A 24,621-nucleotide genomic window follows, 5' to 3' on the forward strand; every position below is an offset into this window, starting at 1 on the left:
CTAATAACTACCAGCACTGAGCGTACTTTCCGACACCGCATACTTACGGTCTACCCGATCCAGTACTACAAATATGGAATCTTTATCTTCATTAATCCCGCGCAGGTACACACGCTTGCCCCCATCCTCAGTTTGATAAGACAATATCATCTTTTGTCTTCCTTCATCTACGAGCCCTACACCAAATACCCTATTTCTGCGTGTGGAGGAAGCTCTAGGGTGAATAGTCTTATTTTCATCCCCGATATTACGCAATGCCTCAATAGGAATCCAAAATTTAGAGGAATCTTTCACTACATATGCCGGATTGATAATATCATCACCTCCCCCTCGAGAATGAATCTTCTTCTTGGCCGTCATGATATTTTTATCTTGTAGATATAAAACCTGATTCACTGTATCGGCTAGATAATGAAACACACGTCGCCCGCCAGCAACACCGGACACTTCAAACGTTTTATTGATATCCTTCATGGGACCACCCCCACCATTTGAAAGCTCCAACGGCACCTTGCGGTTCTGTTTATATGCTAATGTACTCCATTTTTCAAATATTACTTCTTGCCAGCGCGTAGTATCGGTAGGATCCTCGGGGATGATGCGATCGTTAATTTTAAATTCCTTAACATGATAATAGCCGCGCAGTGTCTTTACCCCCGGTGAAGAGGGCTGCTTATAAGGATCGTAGAGATAGTTCATCCACTGCAAGTAGAAAAGTACAATCAAAAACAAAAATACTAGCAGACTTTTAATGCCTATCCTTAACCAACGTTGCCATTTTTCTGAAAAATTTGGAACTATATCAATAGGCGTTACATCCTGCTTCAGAATAAGCAGTCTGTAAACACGTGGAATGTAATAAGCTAGTACAAAAGAGCCCAACAGCACAAAGTAAGAAGCATACACATGTACACCTCCATCATATCCCAAATTTACAACCGTAATAGAAGCCAAAGCCCCAATTAGCAAAGCTGCACCAAAGGCGGTTGTTTTTCGAAACAATAGAAAAGCCCCCGCCGCTACTTCCACAACTCCCGTAAAAACCTGATACCAAGGTACGATACCTATCGAAAGCCAGAATACCTTGTGCCCGGTAAGATCCCCAAAATTATTGTTGAGCAGGCTAATGGAAGGATAAGGCATCTGTACCGGAAATAATTTGGTGAATCCAAATCCAATAATACCAATGCCTGCTCGATATCTTACAATGGCCTGAAGCCAGTAATAGGCAATATTGTAGCTTTTTCTCTTATTATCAACCCACCCCCATATTAGACCTATTACAATAGCAATGCCGAGGATAGCGACCCAATTAGACCATGATGCCAGCCCCCATCTTCCACTTTCACTTCGAACCGTCCAGATACTTATGGGGTTGAAACGGGCGACATCATATAAATCACGATAATGTAAGTGTGTCCAGTCGATATTGAAAACCGTTTTATACCAACTTGCAGAACCCGGAATACACATAATAATAAAGAAAACAAATGCAATTCTGAACGCTGTTTTCTGAAGCGGGCTCCATATATAGGGATACTTATTGGCGTCTGCAAGAGACTCCGTATGGGTGCTCCCATTAGCATCTGTAGCAGGCGAAGTTTGTAAGTCAGTTAATACGTTTGCCATAGCATGTTATAATAAGGTGAGTAATTAAAGTGTTTGTGGCTTGCGTCGGCCTTCAATTAGCAGATATTTTTTAGGATTTTTTGTAAGCACAGTATATATAGAATCAGTATTGTTAATCCTGCCCTGCAAGATTATCATATTAGTATCCGGTCGTGCGTAATGCAATGTAAAAGTATCGGCAGGATAATGTGCATTTTTATTGTGCAAGTGCAATAATTGCTGTATACTGTCTACTGTGTAGGCATAAAAATGACGTCTGATGGTTCCCTGCGATTCATATTTTTTATCCCAATCTATAGGACTTACCTGCTCAACGTTATTGGAATCAATGATAACATCTCGATTAGACTTAATACTCAACGTAGCCCATTCTTCAAATACCACCTGTTGCCAACGAATCGGGTCCAAACTATTATAAGGCAGCGTATCATTATTAATACTGAAATGGGCTACATTGTATACACCGGCTACATCGGGCAGACCTTTTGCAATGGGTATATTATGTGGGTTCTTTTTATACCCCTGATAGGTTTTAAATCCGTAAAATATCAAGATAAAAAAGATGAAAACACCTTTCAACACCCATCGCCAAACTTTAAATTGTGGTTTTATGATGGGGAGAAAACGATCTGCAATAGCCTTCCTTCCCCACACCACCACATTAAAGATCCTTTGAGCATCATAAGCAAACAACACCAACGCCAGTAGCACTAAGAACAATGAGTAGCCAACCTCTCCACCTTCATAAGCCAGATTAGAGAACAATACATTTCCCGTAAACAATAAAACAATAAAAGCGCCTATAGCCGTTGTACGCCGCCAAAGCAATAACACAGCAGCCACCAACTCTACCCAACCCAAGAAAATTTGATACAACGGGGCGGTTCCTAAACTTACGGAAAACAACTGCCAAGTAGTAAATTCACCATACTGTGTATTGAGTTGACTGAGAGTAGGAAAAGGCGATTGTAACGGGAAGATTTTAATAAATGCATAAGCAGTCAGAGCAAATGCCAGTCGATACCTCAGTAACACACGCAACCAGTAATAAAGCTGAGCATATTCTTTGGCTTGTTTATCGATAGCAGACCAAACGATTGCTCCGATTACTGATAAGGCAACAATAAGAAACCAGTTATACAAAGGACTCGACGATATAAACTCAGGATAATAATGAGCCAGTCTAAAAATATCTCCGTAATAAATCGCTCCTAAACGAATAGCAAATACATCTTTGTAAAACTTATAGTCCAGTTGCAGCACCTGAAGCAAAAAATAGATAAAGAAAAATCTAAACAGCCATTGGGTTGTAGTGGACCACTGATTACTTGCAGGAGACATAGCTTTTGATTTTAGGATTAAAGATTGATTAATATCCCGGATTCGGGGTTAACGCAGGATCTACTAATAACTGAGCAATAGGAATAGGAAGTACATATTTGTTCGGATCCGTAACGTTCAATACAGCACCTACTCTCCCGGTGCGCACGAGATCAAACCAGTAATGCGGCTCAAAAGCAAACTCATAATGCTTTTCCTTTTCTATCGCCAATAATAATTCCTGCTCGTCTGATAAAGCAAGTGGCAGCAGTTCTGCCCTATCCCTCACTGCATTTAAATCCGCCAGAGCCAAACTACGCTTGCCCGCCTGATGTGCTCTAGCTTCTGCCCTAATCAGGTACATTTCTGCAATACGCAGAATGTAAGAAGGATCTACCGCCGGAGTTCTGTAGTAAAGATTCCCATACCATGAACCATCATTCGATTGAGCCACCAAGGCTTTTCGACCACCGCCAATAGCGGGATCGGTAATCTGTTGTATAAATGCATCGCTGGGATACCATCTTCTCACTCCACCGTTGGCCGGAGGTTGCCAAGCAGTGCGATGGTTATTAGGATTGGCAGCATTGTAAGTGGTTTCAAGGATAGATTCACGGGTACCCACTACATTGTTGGCAAACCAACTGCTATAAGGTTTGATAAGCTCGTATTGCGAATCATCAATAAGCTTTGTCGCATAATTTTCTGCCTCAGCCCATTGTTGTTGGTATAAGTAATAACGTGCTTTTAAGGCCCACACGGTCTTTTTAGTAGCGCGCACTCTGTTGGTCGTTTCCGGAAGACGCTGCTCTGCTTCATTTAAATCGCTTAACACCTGAGCATAGGTATCTTGCAAACTACTACGCGGAATACCTTTACTAGCATCCAGCGATTCGGTGGGCTCCAAAATCAACTGTACACCACCCCATACACGTGCCAAATCGAAGTAAGCCAACGCGCGAATAAAATATGCTTCACCAGTTATCTGATCTCTTTTAGTATCATTAATAACGTCATCAGGAAGCGCGGGAACTTTTTTGATAACATGATTAGCCCTGTTGATGGTTCTGTAAATAGCCACCCATACGTTATTCACTTCTTCATTATCCGCGCGTACATCGCGCTGAATAAACTCTCGATTTACTGTACGTGAATCGCCCCACTCCAGATCACCCCCACGTAAGTACGTAGTAAATTGAAATGTTTGTCCATAATAACCAGCACTAGCCAATGCCTCATACACACCATTCAAAGCTGTATTAGCTGAGGTTTCATCTACAATCGTAACAGCATCGGAGGTGTTGTCCTTGGGTTCTACATTCAAAAATTTACTGCATGACAATAATGCACCCAAGAACGGTATCAATACAATCTGATATATATATTTCGCTTTCATGAAGTTTAATTTTTATACTTAAAGAGTTACATTGATTCCAAACTGAACAGAAATAGGCTGAGGAGGAGTACCTACATCAATCCCCCTTGCATTTTGCTCGTTCGTATGAACAGACTCAGGATCGGGCCCAATATATTTTGTATGTAGCCATAAGTTCGAGCCCAACACATATACACGCAGTGCACTCAGCCCAATACGGGAAATAATTTCACGAGGGAATGTATAACCCAAAGTCAGCGATTTTAAACGAACAAATGACCCATCTTCTAGAAAACGACTGTTTTGTTCAATGCCGTAGTTATTTCCCACGCTGGTTACACGGGGCACATCTGTAATATCACCCGGCTTTTGCCAGCGACGTAAATTATAAGCTAGTATGGAACGCCCCGCATCCTTCGTACCACCACCTTCCATCAGCATTCTATCGAAGCTGACCACTTTGTTGCCAAACTGATAAGTAAAGAATACGTTCAGGTCGAAAGATTTAAACTTCACTTCGTTAGTGAGGCCGCCAAAAAATTTCGGGCTTGCATTACCTACTATTTGTCTATCGGCTATTGTAATAACGCCGTCTCCATTCACATCCTCGAAAACAGCATCTCCGGTTTGCGGATCTACATACAACTGTTTATACATCCAAAAGGAATACAGTGGATACCCCTCTTCGTTTCTTATCAAATCTCTCGAACCATACACCAAAGGAGTTGGTAGTTTTTCAATCTTATTCCAGTTACGGGTAATGTTAAATTGAGTCTGCCATGTTAGATGAGGTTTATTGATATTTATAGAAGACAACGAAAGCTCAATTCCTTTATTACTAATTTCTCCGCTATTAGAATAATATTGAGAAAAACCTGTAATAGCGGGAATCTGCAATGGAAGCAAGAGATCTGTAGTGTATTTGTAATAAGCATCAGCTGTCAGCGCCAAACGATTATCAAAGAAAGCTATATCTAAACCTGCATCTATCTGATTGGTTTTTTCCCAGCGGAGATCAGGATTACTTAACTGAAAAGGCGCGGTGCCTGGCTGCTGGGCGCCGCCAGCAGTGTTGTAATAACCGGCACCACCAGACCATAATCCACGTGCAGCAAAATCACTGATACCATTCTGATTTCCTAACACACCATAACTTGCACGAAGCTTCAAATCACTGATAGCATCAGCATCCGACAGGAACTTTTCGTTTTTAGCACGCCATGCCAAACCAATAGAAGGGAAATATCCCCAGCGGTTATTCTTTCCAAATTTTGAAGAACCATCCGCTCTAACAGACAGTTCCAAATAATACTTATCATCAAAGCTGTAATCAAGACGAGAGAAAAATGATACCAAGTTAGACTTACTCCATCTTTGATTGGAAGTTGTAATACTAGCCGCACCAATTTTTCTGTAAGAACTATTAGGGAACCCTGATCCTCTTGCCCTTGTATTTTGCAACACATTACTTTGAATAGTATTACCTACCAGTACGGATACATTATGTAATTTATTGTAGGACCTCCTGAACGATAATGTTTGTTCATTTATCCAAGTAAGATTTTGTGTAATGGAAGATATAGCCTCGCCTCCTACTGCGCTACCTATTGTAGTTCTTTCTGAGTTATACTCCGATTCATCGTAGAGATTAAAATCAGCACTCCAGCTGGTTCTAAACCTAACATACTTTCCAAAAGACAGTTCACCATACAGATTTCCGATATAGCGCAAGGATTTGGTTTGTTGTTGTACATCATCGGACAAAAGCACGGTATAATTTTCGAATGCTTGGCGGAAAGGAGTGCCATCAGGATTAAAAATAGGCTGATAAGTAGGTGTATGAATAGAAGCTTGGAAAATACCACCTGTAGGTCCGGTGCCCGCCCTAACATGATTTCTATGAGAAACGGAAACTGTATTTCGAGTACCTACTGTTAGCACTTTATTCAATCTGCTATCCAGATTTACTCTAAAACTACCACGCTGAAAATCTGCTTTCTTAAGCGCTGCTTCTTGCGAAGTGTAGTCTACACCATAATAATAACGTGTATTATTGTTTCCGCCCTGATAAGACATATTATACGATTGCAGCAATGCGTGTCTGAACAACGGTGTTATTCTGTCGTATGTGGGCTGTTCTTCGGGCAACCCACGTCCCCCCTCCGATACCGGACGAAATGGACGGTTGGCATATGTCCGATTCAAAGCCGGATTATCGATACCCGAATTAATCCACTGCTCATTCACTAGTTCTGCATGTTCAGGACCGGTAACCAGTTTCCATAGTCTGCTTTTATCAGCCCATGCAGTACCTACCAATGCTTCAAAAGAAATCTTGGGCTTTTGATTGTAAGATCCCTGTTTGGTAGTAATAATGATTACTCCATTGGCACCACGCGAACCGTAAATAGCAGTAGCACTAGCATCTTTAAGTACTTCTATACTTTCTATGTCAGCAGGATTGATATCGGCCAGTGGAGAAGTGGCTTTTCCTCCTAGATCCAGGGTAGAAAGACTTTGATTATTGACAAATACACCATCGATTATATATAACGGATCGGCACTAGCATTAATAGTTGCAGCCCCGCGAACACGCACCACTACTGCATCTCCGGGAATTCCATTTTGTGAATTAACCTGCAATCCTGCAGCTTTTCCCTGCAGCTGTGCGTCCATACTGGCAACAGGAAGATGATTTACTTCTGCAGCCTTTACATGTGCTTGCGCTCCTATAATATCTTTCTTTCTTCTAGTATCATACCCCACTACAACTACATCCTCCAGTTGATTCACTACCGGTTTTAAATACACATCTACCGGAGATCCTGTAGCAACAATTTCTTTGGGCTCATAGCCCACAACTGTCACAACTATAGTAAAGGGGAACTTTTGTCCTGTATATAAAGTGAATGCTCCTTGCTGATTACTTACAGTACCGTTAGTAACTCCTTTAATCTGAATAGAGGCATCCGATATCGGACGTCGTGTTGTAGAATCGTATACCTTTCCTTCTAAAACAGCGTTAACAGTAGGCTTTGGTTGTTCTTGGGCTTGAGTATAATTATAATAAGAAGTTATAAATGTAAGAGATAAAACAAAACAAATTAATCTTTTCATTAATTTTGCATTAAGGTTAAAAAAATAAGGCTCCACAACTGGTTTCCGGTTGTGTACATCCAAGCAAAAGCCTTAATTTTTCTCAGACCGGTATCGTCCCACCGATATCGGTCGTTTTTGTTTTAAGGCAGATTAATTATTAAGGAAACCAGTTTTGAAAGGATTTACACCCTTTCCTTCATGATATGTAATTATGTATAGTCCACACCTAAGCGGGACATCGACGCATCATCAGATGCCCATGCATGCAATTAAAGAGGACAATTGGATTAACTTTCATGGTTAATATTTTATAACACCTTCCTAAGAGAAACGCAAAATTAACACACCTACATTAGTCTACCAAATTAATAGACTATTTTTTTATAAAAAATGTTGCTCTTCCCATTTAATACATTTCGGTAAGAGCAATATTGTATACTCAATAAGATCCGCTACGGAAAAGCAGATCTTTAGAAAGCTTAATTATTTCGCTTCAATGCGGAAATAATCGAAATCCACAAAACCTCCGGGCTGCTTAGTAGCATAGTTAAATAAGCCGAAACGATATCCCATAAAATGTGGGATAGTATAAGCCATTTTTAGTTGGCTACCTATAGGATTCCAAGTTTTACCATCAAGGCTATAGAAGAAATCAGCCACATCACGTCTGTTGGTAAAATCGCACGATGCTTTAAAGTAAACAACATTTTGCGCAAGTGGCACTTTAGCTACTTCTTCGGGTTTTCCAGAAGAAGCATTTACCATCACGATATATTTTGCATTTCCCTCAACCTTCACCCCTACCTGACCGTAATTCTTTTGCAATAAACACAAACCTGCAAAATCGCCATCCTTCATATTTGAAACATCCACCGATGTAGTTGCTGATGAAACAGGGCCTATCGTGCGTTGTGTTAAAGTATTCTTTGCCAGCTGAAAATCCTCATCCACTCTTCCCGTAATAAGTCGCAGATAGCCTTTGCGAGCTGTTACCGACCATAATGAATTATCCGGATTATGATTCCACTGCCATACCAATGGTAAAGAGCGATCCTTCTTCTTCCGCGAGAACTCATCAGAAGCTACAATACCCGGAATCAAGCCTTTGCTAGGTGGCAAATCAAGTGTCATAGGGACCTTGCCATCTTCATCACCCAGAACCGGCCAGCCATCCTCCCAGCGAACAGGTACCATATAGGGAATTCGTCCTACCGCACCATGATCTTGGAACAAATACGCAAACCAGCGACCATCCGGCGTATCAATCAATCCTCCTTGAGCAACACCTTTATCCTGCAAACCGATTCGTCCTTCCCAGGGTCCTGTAATCTTATCAGCCCGATGAATAATCACTGTCCGTTGTCCACCCGCAGGCCAAGCTATATTAAACAAATAATACTTTCCATTTACCTTAAACAATTGAGAACCTTCCGCAGGCAACCCTCCCCGCTTCCCTTCAGGAATTGCGGGTAGAGAAGCATTTTCAATCAATACCCTATCGGTTCCTTCTTTCACACCACTAAGGTCATCTTTTAATTCAACGATCCTCAATTTGCCACCACCATAAATCATATATATCTTACCATCATCATCAAAAAATAAGGTATGATCATGCATCATAGGTTTAAAGGACGTAGCTTCCCACGTACCTTTCTCAATATCCCGGGTTCTATATACATAAGTTTTGCCGGTAGTTTGGGCAAATGTGGTCACGTAATACATGCCTTTATGATAACGAATGCAACTTGCCCATGACCCCCTGCCATAAGTGCTTTGCCCATTATCAAGATTAAGTGCATCCACACCCACTTTATTCAAAGTATCATAACAATAACCAATAAGTTTCCAGTTTACCAAGTCAGTAGACTTCATTATAGGAACTCCCGGACTCATGTGCATGGTAGTGCTACTCATATAATAATTCTTACCTACGCGAATAATGGACATATCGGGCACATCAGCAAATATTATTGGGTTCCGCGCCTTTTCTTGAGCATAAAGGCACAAACTCACCAGCATCCATAAACTGTAAAGGAGAATTTTTTTCATCTATTTCTTTTTACAATTAGAATAATTGATTTACGAGAAACGATTTTTATTTTCTTTATACGTACTACTTCTTTGTTTTTATTCGGATAAGTACAAACGACATTGCAGGCACTTCGTAATCAAACTTACGTGCGACTTTATAAGAATCGGTAACTGGTGCTATCTTAGAAGGCAAATCGAATTTATTTTCGTCATCCTCGTTTCCAGTAATAACGGTGCGCGCTGCAACTGGCTGAATATTTTTAAATGCCGATAAATCTATTTTCACTTTCTTATTTTCCTTTCCCGCATTGGCCAGTTTAATAATTGCATCCCCTGTTTTACTATCATATACACAGGATGCCACCATGACTGAATCTCGCCTATTCAACGCTACTACATCAGGTACATAATAATCACCTGCATTAGTTGAGAACAATTGCTGAACATAATAATTTATAGTAGGATAAATATTTTTATTATCGAAATAAATCAAATCAGGGTTCCACTGTGTAAAACCCATCTTACCTAGTAAAGGAGCATAGGATGACATCACTACTACGTCGCCATTACGCTCCAACCCAATCATATACGCCGCCTCTGCAATTGCATTATACAACTTACTACCCCAGGATGCGTACTCCCCCAGATACACCTTCCCTTTAGAGCGGTCGTAAGCATCGTATCGATAATGGTTGGAGAGATACCATTTGGGATCGGTATAATAATGCTCATCAACAATAGGAACTTTAAGTTCATTTGCAAATTGCCATCCCTTATCGAAATCTTCACCGCTGTGAAACGGACCTGAAGTTCCGATAAGAGTAATTTCAGGATGCCTGGCCTTCACAGCCTCATAGATCATTCTAAAACGCTGCTCAAACTCAGGAGTAATTTTTTCTTCGTTACCGATAGCCAGATATTCCAGATTGAAAGGCTCCGGATGTCCGGCAGCGGCACGTACCGCCCCCCATTTTGATGTAGCCGGACCATTAGCCCATTCTATCAAGTCCAGTATTTCCTGAATATATTCCTGCATTTCATCGAGTGGCAAGGCTTTTTGGCCGGTGCCTCCTATACGCCACGTTCCACCGGAGTTTTGACAACTTACAGCTGCAGGCACCACAGGTACTGGCTTAGCTCCGATATCTTCACAAAACTGAAAATATTCAAAATATCCCAAACCTCCCGTCTGATGATATCCCCATAAATTCCGTTGTTCTTTTCTTTGCTCAATAGGTCCGACGGTCTGTTTCCAACGATACATATTTCCCAGTCCATCTCCATGTACCAAGCATCCACCCGGGAAACGCACAAAACGAGGCTTTAAATCAGCTATAACCTGCGCTAAATCAGGTCTTAAACCGTTGGGACGATTTTTAAATGTGTTTTTTGGAAAAAGCGACACTACATCTAAAGCAAATTTTCCCTTCGTCGTTGCCAATACTGTTAGGCTAGCAGTATCATGTGATGCTTTGGCTATTAATGGCACGTCCAATTTTGTCCAGCTAGAAGTTGATATCGTCAAAGTATTTTCTGCTAAAATTTCTCCCTGCGGATTTTGCAAGGTAATACTGAGTGTAATAGGCTCATTGCTTAGCAATCTTGAAAACATGGAGAAGTTATACTGCTCACCGGCTTTTACTACCATTCCTGCAAAACCTTGATTCTTTAGCCCCACACCGGAAAGTCCGGTATAACCGGCTTCCTTACCTACATGCTCTACATCAATCACCACATAGGTAGGATTGTTTGAATGAAGAGGGTCTTGCGTCTGCACATAAACATAACCATAGGAATAGCCAGGATTTACATATTCCCAGAAGGAAAGCGGATGCCATTCTCTTCGTTCGGTAGGACTATATTCAAATGAACGGTTTTGGACCAACTCGGCATACAAGCCCCCGTCTGCAGCATAGTTGATATCTTCAAAGAAAATACCAAATAAATCTGTACTGATCTTTTTAGCGTTTCGGGGTTGTCCATATCCGCATAAACAGGTTATCGTCATTACGACAAACCATAACAGTTTGAAGACACCCGACTTTTTCATTAGAGTCATGATAAATGATTTAATGCATGGCAATTAATAGTTTTATAACAGACAAAGCAATCCGGCAAATGCAATCCTTTACAAACAACTACAGCTTAAGCTTACACCTCAACCGCACATCTTGACTAAACATTTTCGTTCCTCAAGCCTCAAATAATTGTCATTTTTACAATTAATAGCAAATATAAGGAAAATTAAGACTGTTTACACCATCTCATAATTTACATTACGAATAGTGTAGTTTGGCCAGCAATACCTATATTAATACTCCTCAATTTATTGCGTAAATAATTCAATTACCTGAACCTCATAAGGAGGTTTTTCTTTCGGTAGATTAAGTATAATATCTGTTCCCGATTCCGTACACCGCACTTCCGAAGCATCATTCAACAGTTGCGCATATTTTATCTTACCCTTATATCCGGGCAACACGAGCTTACGATCATCCGGATAATCAAAAACGTGCAAGTACAACCGTTTGGTGTCGGGATTATAAGTTAACCTAACATTCATACTTTCAGGAAGCGCAAATATATCAGGAGCATAGGTACAATTATAAATGGCTCTATTGTGAGCATGCATCCAATAAGCCATGCTATCTAATGCACGCCGTGCTCTGCAATCAAATTCGCCACGTGCTGTAGGGCCAACATTCAAAATAAGATTCCCGCCATTAGCCACAGAAGTAATTAATAAATCCAACAGCTGTTTTTGGGTCTTCCACGTTGTTTCGTCCCTGTGATACCCCCAGGAACCGGAAAAGGTTTGGCAGGTTTCCCAGTATTTTCCCTTGTATTTTAAAAGTTCTAAAGGTTTTACTTGCTCTGGTGTTTCGAAATCAAAACCATCTGTATAGTCATTCAAATCCATCCGATTATTGATGATGATATGGGGCTGCAATTTTTTAATAGTCTTCAAAAGTTCCACAGAGCCCCAGTCATCTCTACCCTTTCCATGAGCACCTGGATAAGAAAAATCCAGCCATAGGATATCTATTTTCCCGTAATTAGTGAGCAGCTCAACTATCTGATTTTTTAGATACGCTCTGTAACGGTTCATATCTTTCCCCTGATTCAGCTTGGCATAATATGCTGCTAATTCTTTTTCGTTAGCAGCATCTTCTTTTCGGGCTCTTAGAGGGTGATGACGATCAACTGTAAAATCGGGATGATGCCAATCGATTAATGAATAATAAAATCCTACTTTAAGGCCTTCGGCCCTGAACGCTTCTACAAACTCTTTTACAAGGTCGCGCTTTGCCGCTGTGTTAGTAGCTTTATAATCGGTATACTTAGAATCAAACAAACAGAATCCCTCATGATGCTTGGCAGTAAGGACAGCATATTTCATACCGGCAGCTTTGGCAGTCTTAGCCCATTGCCGAGGATCATATAGATCAGGATTGAAATAATCGAAATACTTTTGATATTGTTCTGTTGTAATTCTTTCATAGTTTCTTATCCACTCATGCCTCGCCGGCAGTGCATACAACCCCCAGTGAATAAACATACCGAACCGGGCATTGGTGAACCATGCCATACGCTGAGCTTTCTTTTCTGGAGGTTCGTTGGTAAGGCTTTTAGTTTGAGCATTAGCAAGCAGTAAAGAGAACAGGAATAATCCAAGCAAAACTTTTTTAAGCATAATTCATTGTTTAATCGTACGAAAGGTCTGGCAGTAACATTTCTTATATGGCATAAAATACCGTCACATCTTAACAAAATGAATATACAAAAACTAGAAGAGAAGATATTTCGAAGGAGAAGTTTTTCCTCGCAAACCTATAAGTAATAAAAAAAAGTCCCAGGAAGATTCTGAGACTTTTTGTGCCCAGGACTGGATTCGAACCAGCACACCTCGCGGCGCCGCCACCTGAAGACGGTGCGTCTACCAATTTCGCCACCTGGGCTACCCGTGAATTGGGCCGCAAACCTAAGAAAAAAAAATCAAATTTTGAATTTCCTAAAAGAATGTTTTAAAAAATTTCCTTACGGATACAGTAGGTATTTTTTTCGCATTTCCTTGTACTGACTTAGGCCCGGCTCCCAGCTTGCTCGTATTTCTTCTTCGGGTGTACCGTTAATAATTTGCTGACGAAAATCGCCTGTGCCCACTAGTCGCTCAATCACGCCCATTTCTTTGCTCAGTTTGGAATCAAAAAACTTCTCTTTATAAGGATGCGCTTTGTACAATTCCATCACCCACTGAATATTGATCTTTCTGCTCTTACGCAGTTGCTCCACATCATAATTGCGCAAATCCAAACCATAGCATACCTGATTCATAAACAAAGGAGTTTCTGCCATGCCTTTTATCGATACCGGCGTGTAAGAGAAAGTGTATTTACCCTTTAGTTCAGGACTTCCCAGCACCGTAAAAGGGAACATGGTACCTCTGCCATGATTAATATAAATGCCCTCAAAGAGGCAGGTAGATGGGTACAGCATAATGGCTTGTTGTGTATTCAGGTTGGGCGAAGGTTTTACGGGCAATGTATAAGGCATGTCGTGATGATAATTCTCTACCGGTACTATTTTCAGCTTGCATTTTACTTTATTTGCCAGCCATCCTTCTCCATTAACCATTTGTGCAAACTCAGCTACTGTCAAGCCATGCGCAATCGGTATGGGAAACATACCAATGCCCGATTTATACTTCATATCTAACACGGGCCCATCAATCAAATATCCATTGGGGTTGGGTCTGTCCAGAATCAACATTTCCTTATCATTCTCCGCACACGCTTCCATCAATCTTGCCAAAGCATTAATATTGGTATAAAAACGCACGCCTACATCCTGAAGGTCATAAATCAACACATCCACGTTAGCCATATCTTCTTTAGTGGGTTTATTGCGAGGCCCATATAGAGAGATAATTGGGATTCCGGTAGCGGAATCTACTTCATCCTTCACTTTCACACCTGCACTGGCATTGCCTCTGAAGCCATGCTCCGGACCAAACACTTTTACAATATTGATTCCCAGAGAAAGCAAACTATCAACCAGATGTTTATTCCCGATGATAGTGGTGGGATTAGCCATTATCGCTACCCGCTTACCCCTTAGATAGTCTACATACTTTTCTGTTTGCTCCGCACCTGTTCGTATGGGTTTATCTTCTGACACGGTATTACTACTTGCCGGCACACTCACGTTACTTCTTTTATTTTTAAAACTCAGTATAAACACCGATAATGTCACAATGCAGAGCACCGAAAGAACTTTTACAGTAGTAATATTTTTCATGTCACTTGGTTTTATGCTAAAATACTTAAAAGTCCGTATAACTGGGGGTAAGTCTTGATAAAAGCAACGATTCTTTAAGTCTCTCCGTAAGCCCAAAGAAAGTTACATTTGTATTAAAGAATAATCTATGAGCAACAACGCTGTTTACATACTCGCTGCTGTACGTACTCCAATAGGAAGCTTTGGCGGGACACTCAAAGACCTCTCCGCTACACAGTTGGGTGCCCACGCCATTAAGGGAGCACTAGAAAAAGCAGGTATCCAGCCCGAACAGGTAGATGATGTATTAATGGGATGTGTTATACAAGCCAATCTAGGACAGGCCCCTGCAAGACAAGCCGCAAAGTTTGCCGGCCTTCCGGATAAAGTCAACTGTACTACAGTCAATAAAGTATGTGCCAGCGGAATGAAAGCCATTACCCAAGCAGCGCAGAGCATTTTGCTAGGAGACGCGGACATTGTAGTTGCAGGAGGTATGGAAAGTATGAGCAATGTTCCTTTTTATGTACCCAATATGCGGTGGGGGAATAAATACGGCGATACTTCCCTGATAGACGGGCTGGCCAAAGATGGATTACTGGATGTATACAATGGTCAGGCCATGGGAATAGCCGCCGAACTTTGTGCCAGTGAATGCAATATCTCTCGCGAAGACCAGGATGCATTTGCTATCGAAAGCTATAAGCGCAGTCAGGCCGCCTGGAATGAAGGACGTTTTAATGCAGAAGTCATTCCAGTATCTGTTCCGCAGCGCAAAGGAGACCCAATACTCGTAACAAAAGATGAAGAACCCTTTAATGTAAAATTTGAAAAAATCCCTCTTCTCAATCCGTCCTTTAAAAAAGACGGCACCGTAACAGCTGCCAATGCCAGTACAATGAACGATGGTGCAGCCGCACTAATTTTGTGTAGTAAACAAAAACTGGACGATCTTGGCCTTAAACCCCTTGCCCGCATTGTGTCCTACGCCGATGCAGAACAGGCACCCGAGTGGTTCACCACCAGCCCTTCCTTAGCCGTACCAAAAGCTGTAGCCAAAGCCGGACTTAAAATGGAAGACATCCATTACTGGGAACTCAATGAAGCTTTTAGCGTCGTTGGTGTGGCCAACATTCGTCAAATGGGACTTGACCCTACACGTGTAAACGTAAATGGCGGAGCCGTATCCTTGGGACATCCTCTAGGAGCTAGCGGCGCCCGCATTATTGTTACACTGATTCATATATTACATCAGCGGCATGCACGTTATGGAGCCGCAGGAATCTGTAATGGCGGGGGCGGAGCAAGCGCTATGGTTATTGAAGCCCTTTGATAATTTCGGAGAATTGTTTTAAACATTTACCGCCATTATACGTTATTCCTACTTTCTCGAAAATCTTCTATGAGTCCATATAAAACAGAAGCCAGAAATACCTTACGACTGGCACTGCCGATAATATTCGGTGAGCTGGCACAGATGAGTCTGCATCTCATCGATACAGCCATGATCGGCTATACCGGTTATAAACAATTGGCAGCTGCGGCACTGGTATTAAATGTCATCAACATACCTTTCATCTTTGCCATTGGTATAACCATATCGGTAGCACAAATGGTATCACTGGCTCACGGCAAATTCGACAAACCTTTAGTATCTCACTATTTCTATAATGGTTTTTGGCTGTGCGCGTTTTGTGGTGTCCTCATTTCGGCACTATTATTATTTAACCGAGATATCCTATTACACCTGAAACAAGACCCCGAGGTTGTGACATTGGCAATGCCATTCATGACCTTAATGAGCATTTCTATCGTGCCCATGGTGCTATTTATGACGCTCAAACAGTTTACTGACGGACTACAATACACCAAAACCGCCATGGTCTTATCTATAGCAGCCATTCCGATAAATGTTTTTCTCAACTGGTTGCTGATCTACGGAAACTGGGGCTTCCCTCGAATGGAACTAATAGGTGCAGGTTACGCCACACTCGTTACACGTACCACAATCTTCATTGTTTTAGCTATTGTTATTTTAAGACATAAAATATTCAGAAAATACATTGCTATTGCGCGTAGTCAATGGTACCTAAAACGAAGCACCTTAAAACAATTATTGAAAATAGGTATTCCTAGCAGCTTGCAAATAGGGATGGAAGCCGGTGCCTTTGCCGGTTCAGGAATTATTGTAGGTACAATCGGGGCTGCAGAGCAAGCAGCGCATCAGATTGCGCTAAGCTGTGCCTCATTTGCTTTTATGGTTTCCGTGGGACTATCCCAGGCCGGCTCCATAAGAGTAAGCCATGCTTATGGTACCCTTAACTACAAGCGGATAACCATAATAGGTAAAAGTACCATTGCCATGGCTTGCATTTATGGTTCCATATGTTGTGCGCTGTTTATGCTTTTTAGAAACCAATTGCCATTTTTGTTTAACGACGAAGCGCATGTAACCAATATAGCCGCTACACTATTACTTCTGGCTGCTATTTTTCAGATTCCAGATGCGGTACAAGCTACCAGTGCCGGCCTCTGTAGAGGCATTAAAGACGTGAACGTTCCTACTATTTTTATATTTATTGCTTACTGGATATTGGGTATCCCATTGGGGTACCTCATGGCCTTTACTTTCGGATGGAAAGAAAAAGGTATCTGGCTCGGATTTATTAGCGGGCTTAGCTTTTCTGCCATATTCCTAACGTTGCGATTTTTGAAGAAAATCAGGCGGGGGTGAAAATTTTGCATTTCGGTATGACATTCTGACCTTGATATTGTAGCGGTATTAAATTTGATAATACCTGATAAAAATTTTCAATATGGCACAAGAGAAAGGAACCATTTCTATACATACCGAGAACATATTTCCCATCATTAAAAAGTTTTTATACAGCGATCATGAAATTTTTCTGCGTGAACTGGTTTCAAATGCCGTAGACGCTATACAAAAAGCTAAAAGACTGGTATCCCTAGGCCAGTTTCACGGCGAATTAGGAGAACCGTTAGTACAGGTAAAAGTAGACGCTAAAGCCAAAACCATTACTATCTCGGATAATGGTATAGGCATGACTGCCGATGAAATAAAAAAATACATCAATCAGGTAGCTTTCTCCGGAGCCTCTGAGTTTCTGGAAAAATATAAGGAAGCGAAAGACGCCCATGAAATTATTGGACAGTTCGGACTGGGTTTCTATTCAGCCTTTATGGTGGCGGATAAAGTAGAAATTCAAACCCTTAGTTATCAGCCCGGAGCCGAACCTGCTAAATGGGTTTGTGATGGCAGCACCAATTTTGAAATGGACGCTGGCAATCGTTCTGAACGAGGTACAGATGTTATCCTTTATATCAACGAAGAAAACAAGGAGTTTCTGGAAGAATACAAGATTCAGGAAATTTTGGATAAGTATGCCAAATTCCTTCCGGTGCCCGTACAGTTTGGTACCAGAACCGAAACCCAACGCGATGGCGAAGATGAAGAAGGCAAACCCAAATATAAAGAAGTAGAAGTTCCAAATATCATCAATACCGTACAGCCTATTTGGACCAAAGCTCCTACCGAATTGAAAGATGAAGATTATTTAGCTTTTTATAAAGAGTTATATCCATTTTCCGATGATCCATTATTCTGGATTCATCTGAATGTAGACTATCCATTCAATCTAACAGGTGTACTATATTTCCCGAAAATCAAAAACAATTTTGAACTACAGCGCAATAAAATAAGGCTCTTCAGCCGTCAGGTATTTATTACCGACGATGTGAAGGATATCGTACCAGAGTTTCTGATGTTGTTGCACGGTGTAATTGACTCACCGGACATTCCATTAAACGTATCGCGATCTTTCCTTCAGGCGGATAGCAATGTAAAAAAGATTAATACCTACATTACTCGAAAAGTAGCCGATAAATTGGCGGAGTTATTTAAAAATGATCGAAAAGCTTACGAAGAAAAATGGAGCGATATTGGTTTATTTGTAAAATACGGTGCTATTAGTGAACCTAAATTCTGGGAGCGCGCGAAAGACTTTGTGCTGTTGAGTAATATCAAAAAAGAATTCTTTACTCTGAACGAATATCGGGATAAAGTAGCTCCGCAACAGACCGACAAAAACAATAATATTGTATACCTATATGCTACGAATCCAGAAAAGCAACATGCATATACCAATGCCGCTGATAAAAAAGGCTATGATGTTTTGTTGCTCGACGGGCCAGTAGACAACCACTTTATTAGTCACCTGGAACGGGAACTAGAAAAAACCTATATCAAACGAGTAGATGCGGACACTATCGAAAAATTGATTGACAAAGACGAAAAGATTGAAAGCAGCCTCAGTGAGGAACAAACTAAGCAACTGGAGGAACTATACAAAAGTGCCATTACAAAACCCAATATGGAAATCAGTGTGGAAAATCTCGCTGCTGATGCTTTACCGGTTACCATCACTATCGATGAATATACACGTCGTATGAAAGATATGGCTGCTCTAGGAGGCAATATGGACTTTTATAGCACCTTGCCGGATCACTACAAAGTAACTGTAAACGCTAACCATCCTTTGGCCACAAAAATTCTATCCGAAAGTAGTAAGGAAAAACAAGCAGCGTTGGCACAACAAGCTTTTGATCTGGCACTGCTGGCGCAGGGCATGCTTACAGGCCCTGATTTAACCGCCTTTGTAGAAAGAAGCGTGAAGATGATTTAAACCCAATATTACTCCTAAATAAAAAACGCCGGTGTATAAGCCGGCGTTTTTACTGTCAATCATTTCTAACTATCTGGTATAATCTAGCACATTGTTTTTTCTTTCGATATCAGCCATTCTTTGAGAAGGATCAATCTCTATCCTTGCTATATCCGAAAGTTTTAAATCGGTACTTACAGTATATGTAGCATCGGTCCAGCGCCATGCCGGATACAATTTTCTAGGAATAGAAGCATCCTCAACAGGCTTGGCTCCAAACATCAAATTCATCGGAATATAATGAAGTTCTTTGCTTCCCTGCTTAGAAGTTATCACTAAATCAATCGGCATGGGTATGAATCCATGATTGCGTAGACGAATTTGAACTTTATTATTTTCTTCCCACACGCTATCAATACCATAATCGATAGTTTGGGTTGTTTGCACCCATTTTTGTTTGTACCAGTCCAGTTTCAGGCCACTTCTCTGTTCAGCCACATGAATAAAATCGTTGACATCGGGGTGTTTAAACTTCCATTTATTATAATAATCCAGTAAAATCTGGTCCCGTACAGAGGCACCTACAATATAACCGAGCTGCTCAAGAAATACAGCACCTTTAGAATAGCTGGCCACACTATACGCCGCATTGGTATTGAAATGATCTGCATGGGTAGTAAGAGGTTCCTCTAGACCGCTTCTCACAATAAAGTAATAACTTCTATAATAGTCCGGTACGCGCCTAGCGCTTGTATCTCCATTTAGCCAAGCCTCTACCCTATCGTCTGCATAAGAAGTGAATCCCTCGTCCATCCAGGCGTAAAGACTTTCATTGGTAGCTAGCACGCCCTGATACCAGCTATGCATCCACTCGTGCAACCAAGCTCCGGGGCTTGCCAATAATGTAGCCATTGGATATTCCATACCTCCATCACCTCCAGTGATAAAAGAATATTGTTTATACGGATAAGCGCCAAAATGTTTAGCTATATAAGGATAAGCTTTTTCTGCTTTATCCAAGATTGCTTCCCACTCCTTAGGATCTTTACCTGCCGGCTTGTAAAGTAAGCGTAGTGTAATGCCCTCTTTAAGAACTCTTGTTTTATGAACAAACTCGGGATCTGCTGCCCACATAAAATCATGCACATTAGATGCTGTAAATTTCCATGTTAGCTTGTCGCCTGCGGGCCGTACGACTTTGGTCCCCGAAGCTTCGTATCCGTATCCTATCTGCTGGGCGTTGGTAAGATAGCCGGTACCGCCTAAAATGTAATTTTTATCGATGGTGATATTTACGTCAAATGTTCCAAAAGGACCATAAAACTCTCTACCCACATAAGGAGTAGGATGCCATCCCTCACGATCATAGGCGCAAATACGCGGATACCATTGACTCATGGAATAGCGCACTTTAGTAGTGGGATTATCACGACCGCTTCGGCGAATCTGTAAAGGCACCTGCGCTTCAAATTCCATATCGAAAACCACTTTCTGCTTTGGCAAAATAGGTTTGCTCAGGTTTACCTTTAATATGGTTTCGTGCACTTCGTATTGCTGAGGTACACCGTTCATTTTTAATGAAAGTATTTTCTGATATCCGATTTCGTCAGGTTTGAGGTTGGCAATACGGTCTCTCACGCGGGTATCCCAATCAGGACGATTGTTCACTAATATCTTACCCTGACGTTGACTGCGCACATCCATCATACTACCGGGCTGAAAAGCATTCCAGTACAGATGATAGAATACTTGTTTTAAAGTATCGGGTGAGTTGTTCCAATATTCCAGCTTTTGCTTACCGGAAAAGCGATTCGTTTGCACATTCATGTCTATATCCATTACATAATGAACACGCTGCTGCCAGTAATTACTTTGAGCTGAAAGAGATAAAACTGTTCCCAAGGATAACAGAAAAAGCAATGTATTTTTTCTTGTCATATAAATAAGTATTTGTGGGGATCCTTAATTCTTGAAGAGCAATTTCAGTAGCGGCCCAACCGCAATCTTATACCTTTAAAAATAAATATTATTTAGTTAAGATTTCTCATATCCTCCCACAACGATAACGATTTCACCTTTCACTGTTTTCTTACTGAAGTAGTCAGCCACTTCCTGTAAAGTTCCTCTTTGCGTTTCTTCAAACATCTTAGTTAACTCTCTGCTCACACTACAGGGGCGCTCCCCTCCAAAATATTGGATAAAATCTCTGAGCGTTCTAAGTAATCGCATGGGCGATTCATAGAATACCATGGTACGTTCTTCGGTTTTCAGCTTTTCCAACAAGGTATGACGACCTTTCTTAAGTGGCAGAAATCCTTCAAAAGAAAACCTGTTAGTAGGTAGTCCACTATTTACTAGGGCGGGCACGAATGCAGTAGGGCCGGGTAAACTTTCTACCTTTATTTCATTACGAACGCAGGCACGTACGAGCAAGAATGCGGGGTCTGAAATGCCCGGTGTACCAGCGTCCGTAACCAATGCCATTTTTTTGCCCGCCGCCAATTGCTGTACCAGATGATCAACTATTTTGTGCTCATTATGCTGGTGATAAGGCGTAAGTGGTTTAGATATCTGGTAATGATTTAAAAGATGTGAGGTGGTACGCGTATCTTCAGCCAATATCACATCCACCTCCTTTAGTAACTCCAAGGCTCTTAAAGTAATGTCCTTCAGATTACCAATAGGAGTAGGAATAAGATATAACATCAGCTAGTGAAATTGATGAACAACGATTAGTACTCACATTTATCGGCCCAGGCAAAAGCCACTTATACTATTTTAATACGTTTACTTCGTAGTATTCCATTACAGCATTGGCCAATAGTTTCTTGGCAGCCTCCTCTCCAACGGTTTTGGCGGCTTCTTCACTTTCTGCATCTACCTGCAGAATAATATTCTTGCCAACTCGTACGTCTTCTACGTTCTTTAAACCTAAATTTTCCAATCCGCCTTTTACAGCTTTACCCTGCGGATCTAATAACTCTTTTAGAGGCATGATAATCACTTGTACTGTATAACTCATAACTAAATTTTACCTGGCTTAAAAATCAAAGATACGAGAACGTAGCTCACAAAAATAACAGGCACCGCCGCCCATCTTAAAAAAATGATGGCTACAATACCTATTAGTAATAAAATGAATTTCTCAATATTGCTTTTAACACTGAAATTTTTAAACTTTAGGCTGATTAAAGGAAGATTCACTACCATCAGCAGCGATACCACCACAGTGATACCATATAAAACATATGGATTCAAAACAACCCCCTCCCAGAATGAGTTATCACCCCCAACAATGAATGGCAAGGAAGCTATGGTAAGACCTGCAGCAGGCGAAGGTACCCCTTTGAAATAATAGGTTTGTTCCTTATCGAGATTAAATTTGGCTAGACGCCATACTGCACAACAAGGGATTAATAACGCCGGCAACAAATAGCCTATATTATCAGGAGCCATTCCATTTCTGCTCAGTGCAAGTTCCAATAATCGATACATAATCATTCCGGGAGCTACACCAAAAGTTACCGCATCGCACAACGAATCTAACTGTGCGCCCATCTCGGAACTGGCATGCATTAGTCTCGCTATAAATCCGTCAAGGAAGTCCACCACTGCTGCTAAAAATATATACACTCCTCCAATCATAAGGCCAAAAGAAAAATCGCCCGGTTTATTGCTAAAAAGCAAGCTATCACCGTCTTTAAAAATATAGATGATAGCCACACAGCCAAAAACCAGATTTAGTAACGTAAAGAAATTGGGGAGCTGTTTCATATTGACTTTATTAACTAATGCCCTTTACCGCTTCATCAGTCTTTCGATATCATCAGCCTCAATGGGAATATTCTTCATCAAGTCTATATTACCGTTCTTAGTAAGCCAATAGTTATTCTCAATACGAATGCCCATTTGCTCTTCCTCAATATAGATACCGGGTTCTATGGTAAGGAGCATGCCGGGTTTGAGCGGCGTCCGGAACGGCCCTAAGTCATGCACATCCACCCCTAGATGATGCGAAATACCATGATAAGTATAGCGACGATAAGCACGGTTTTCGGGGTCTTCGTTTTTCACATCAGCCTTTGTCAGTAGTCCCAATTTCAGAAAGTGCTTGGTAAGCTCATCACCTACCTTCTCGTGATATTCGGCGATGGTGATACCCGGTTTCAGAATACTGGCACAGTAGCGATGGACAGCTAGGCAGGCATTGTACACTTCTTTTTGTCTTTTCGTAAACTTACCGTTAACAGGTACTGTGCGGGTTAAATCAGCATTATATCCACCGTATTCAGCACCAAAATCCATTAATATCAGCTCACCGTCTTTACACTGATTATTGTTAAACACATAATGCAATACACGAGCATTATCACCACTGGCGATGATACTACCATATGCTTCTCCGGTAGCACGTTGGCTTAGGAAGGAGTGCATAATTTCTGCTTCTATTTCGAACTCCCATACACCAGGCTTGATAAACTTCAATAATCGACGGAAAGTATTATCGGTAATATCGATAGCCTTTTGTACCACTTCTATTTCGTGCTTAGTCTTTACGGCACGCAATTCTTGTACTATAGGAGCTGCACGCAAATAATGATGTAAGGGATATCGTTCTTTTAAATACTTAATATAACGGGTCTGTGCCGTATCGGTCCAGACACTTTTGCGATCATGCTCGTTAGAATCTAAATACACATGCTCTGCAGCATGCATCCAGCTTTGAAACAGTGCGGGCAATGCATCCAGCCATACAATGGTTTTAATACCGCTGATAGCCTGCGCTTCTTCCTTTCTCAACCTTTTCCCGTCCCATTTTTCCTTTAGTTCATTAGGGCGTACCAGCACCAGCACTTCTTTATACTTGGGATCGGGGTTATCGGGATACAGGATCAGCATAGTCTCTTCCTGACGAACACCAGTGAGCCAATAAAGCGTACTATTAGGCTTGTATTTATATACGGCATCTGCATTTTGAGGCATTTCATCATTAGCCACAAAAATAGCGATAGCGTTTTTTTGCATCTTGCTCACAAACCGCTTACGGTTCTGAATAAAAAGAGTAGGGTCTAACGGAAGATATTTCATCGAACTATTTTTTGAGGCGCTAAAGATAGGCAAAAAAGCCGGAGCCTTAAATACACGTATGGCAATGTCGCTCTTTAAGATTGTTAGCAACTAAATCTATGCTATTCTGACTCAATAGGT

The 24,621-nt window shown here is 41.2% G+C and carries 16 protein-coding genes and 1 tRNA gene; 3 read left to right on the forward strand and 14 right to left on the reverse strand.

What is annotated here, in order from left to right; all coding sequences use genetic code 11:
- The 9 genes from PIECOFPK_RS11905 to PIECOFPK_RS11945 form a co-directional block, all read right to left on the reverse strand.
- Complete coding sequence (locus PIECOFPK_RS11905) at window positions 1-1,629, reverse strand: hypothetical protein (RefSeq protein ID WP_409965989.1); 1,629 nt, start codon at window positions 1,627-1,629, stop codon at window positions 1-3.
- A 24-nt stretch (window positions 1,630-1,653) separates the two neighbouring features.
- Window positions 1,654-2,970 carry a DoxX family protein gene (locus PIECOFPK_RS11910; protein ID WP_409965990.1) on the reverse strand — a complete coding sequence of 439 codons (1,317 nt, stop codon included), beginning with the start codon at window positions 2,968-2,970 and terminating at the stop codon, window positions 1,654-1,656.
- Window positions 2,971-2,998: 28 nt separating this feature from the next.
- Complete coding sequence (locus PIECOFPK_RS11915; protein ID WP_409965991.1) at window positions 2,999-4,345, reverse strand: RagB/SusD family nutrient uptake outer membrane protein; 1,347 nt, start codon at window positions 4,343-4,345, stop codon at window positions 2,999-3,001.
- Between the two features lie 18 nt (window positions 4,346-4,363).
- On the reverse strand, window positions 4,364-7,441 hold the full coding sequence (locus PIECOFPK_RS11920) for a SusC/RagA family TonB-linked outer membrane protein (RefSeq protein ID WP_409965992.1): 3,078 nt from the start codon (window positions 7,439-7,441) through the stop codon (window positions 4,364-4,366).
- A gap of 465 nt (window positions 7,442-7,906) precedes the next feature.
- Window positions 7,907-9,472, reverse strand: a complete 1,566-nt coding sequence (locus PIECOFPK_RS11925; RefSeq protein ID WP_330974064.1) for a glycoside hydrolase 43 family protein — start codon at window positions 9,470-9,472, stop codon at window positions 7,907-7,909.
- A gap of 64 nt (window positions 9,473-9,536) precedes the next feature.
- The gene (locus PIECOFPK_RS11930; RefSeq protein WP_409965993.1) at window positions 9,537-11,513 is read right to left on the reverse strand and encodes an alpha-L-arabinofuranosidase C-terminal domain-containing protein; all 1,977 of its coding nucleotides are present in this window, start codon (window positions 11,511-11,513) and stop codon (window positions 9,537-9,539) included.
- A gap of 267 nt (window positions 11,514-11,780) precedes the next feature.
- Window positions 11,781-13,148, reverse strand: a complete 1,368-nt coding sequence (locus PIECOFPK_RS11935) for an alpha-L-fucosidase (protein ID WP_409965994.1) — start codon at window positions 13,146-13,148, stop codon at window positions 11,781-11,783.
- A gap of 183 nt (window positions 13,149-13,331) precedes the next feature.
- Window positions 13,332-13,413 (reverse strand) — tRNA-Leu (locus tag PIECOFPK_RS11940).
- A gap of 79 nt (window positions 13,414-13,492) precedes the next feature.
- Window positions 13,493-14,752, reverse strand: a complete 1,260-nt coding sequence (locus PIECOFPK_RS11945) for a DUF1343 domain-containing protein (protein ID WP_330974061.1) — start codon at window positions 14,750-14,752, stop codon at window positions 13,493-13,495.
- Window positions 14,753-14,879: 127 nt separating this feature from the next.
- Between PIECOFPK_RS11945 and PIECOFPK_RS11950 the strand changes: the two genes are divergently transcribed.
- From PIECOFPK_RS11950 to htpG, 3 genes are all read left to right on the forward strand, one after another.
- Window positions 14,880-16,064 carry a thiolase family protein gene (locus tag PIECOFPK_RS11950; protein ID WP_409965995.1) on the forward strand — a complete coding sequence of 395 codons (1,185 nt, stop codon included), beginning with the start codon at window positions 14,880-14,882 and terminating at the stop codon, window positions 16,062-16,064.
- A gap of 69 nt (window positions 16,065-16,133) precedes the next feature.
- Entirely contained in the window at window positions 16,134-17,465 is a 1,332-nt protein-coding gene (locus tag PIECOFPK_RS11955) for an MATE family efflux transporter (RefSeq protein ID WP_330974059.1), read from the forward strand.
- An 82-nt stretch (window positions 17,466-17,547) separates the two neighbouring features.
- Entirely contained in the window at window positions 17,548-19,434 is a 1,887-nt protein-coding gene (htpG, locus tag PIECOFPK_RS11960) for a molecular chaperone HtpG (RefSeq protein WP_330974058.1), read from the forward strand.
- A gap of 69 nt (window positions 19,435-19,503) precedes the next feature.
- On the opposite strand, the gene PIECOFPK_RS11965 is transcribed toward htpG, so the two are convergent.
- The 5 genes from PIECOFPK_RS11965 to PIECOFPK_RS11985 all read right to left on the reverse strand — a co-directional run bounded on the left by PIECOFPK_RS11965 (window position 19,504) and on the right by PIECOFPK_RS11985 (window position 24,501).
- Complete coding sequence (locus tag PIECOFPK_RS11965; RefSeq protein ID WP_330974057.1) at window positions 19,504-21,351, reverse strand: M1 family metallopeptidase; 1,848 nt, start codon at window positions 21,349-21,351, stop codon at window positions 19,504-19,506.
- 96 nt (window positions 21,352-21,447) lie between these two features.
- Window positions 21,448-22,119 (reverse strand): 16S rRNA (cytidine(1402)-2'-O)-methyltransferase, encoded by a 672-nt coding sequence (gene rsmI, locus PIECOFPK_RS11970; RefSeq protein ID WP_330974056.1) that lies wholly within the window; start codon window positions 22,117-22,119, stop codon window positions 21,448-21,450.
- Between the two features lie 67 nt (window positions 22,120-22,186).
- Window positions 22,187-22,435 (reverse strand): phosphoribosylformylglycinamidine synthase subunit PurS, encoded by a 249-nt coding sequence (purS, locus tag PIECOFPK_RS11975; RefSeq protein WP_330974055.1) that lies wholly within the window; start codon window positions 22,433-22,435, stop codon window positions 22,187-22,189.
- 2 nt (window positions 22,436-22,437) lie between these two features.
- Window positions 22,438-23,187: a CDP-alcohol phosphatidyltransferase family protein gene (locus PIECOFPK_RS11980; protein ID WP_330974054.1), complete on the reverse strand. Its 750-nt coding sequence runs from the start codon at window positions 23,185-23,187 to the stop codon at window positions 22,438-22,440.
- A gap of 24 nt (window positions 23,188-23,211) precedes the next feature.
- Window positions 23,212-24,501 carry an aminopeptidase P family protein gene (locus tag PIECOFPK_RS11985; RefSeq protein ID WP_330974053.1) on the reverse strand — a complete coding sequence of 430 codons (1,290 nt, stop codon included), beginning with the start codon at window positions 24,499-24,501 and terminating at the stop codon, window positions 23,212-23,214.
- Window positions 24,502-24,621 lie beyond the last annotated feature (120 nt).

This window comes from Chitinophagaceae bacterium C216, from assembly GCA_028485475.2.
GTDB lineage: Bacteria > Bacteroidota > Bacteroidia > Chitinophagales > Chitinophagaceae > Niabella > Niabella composti.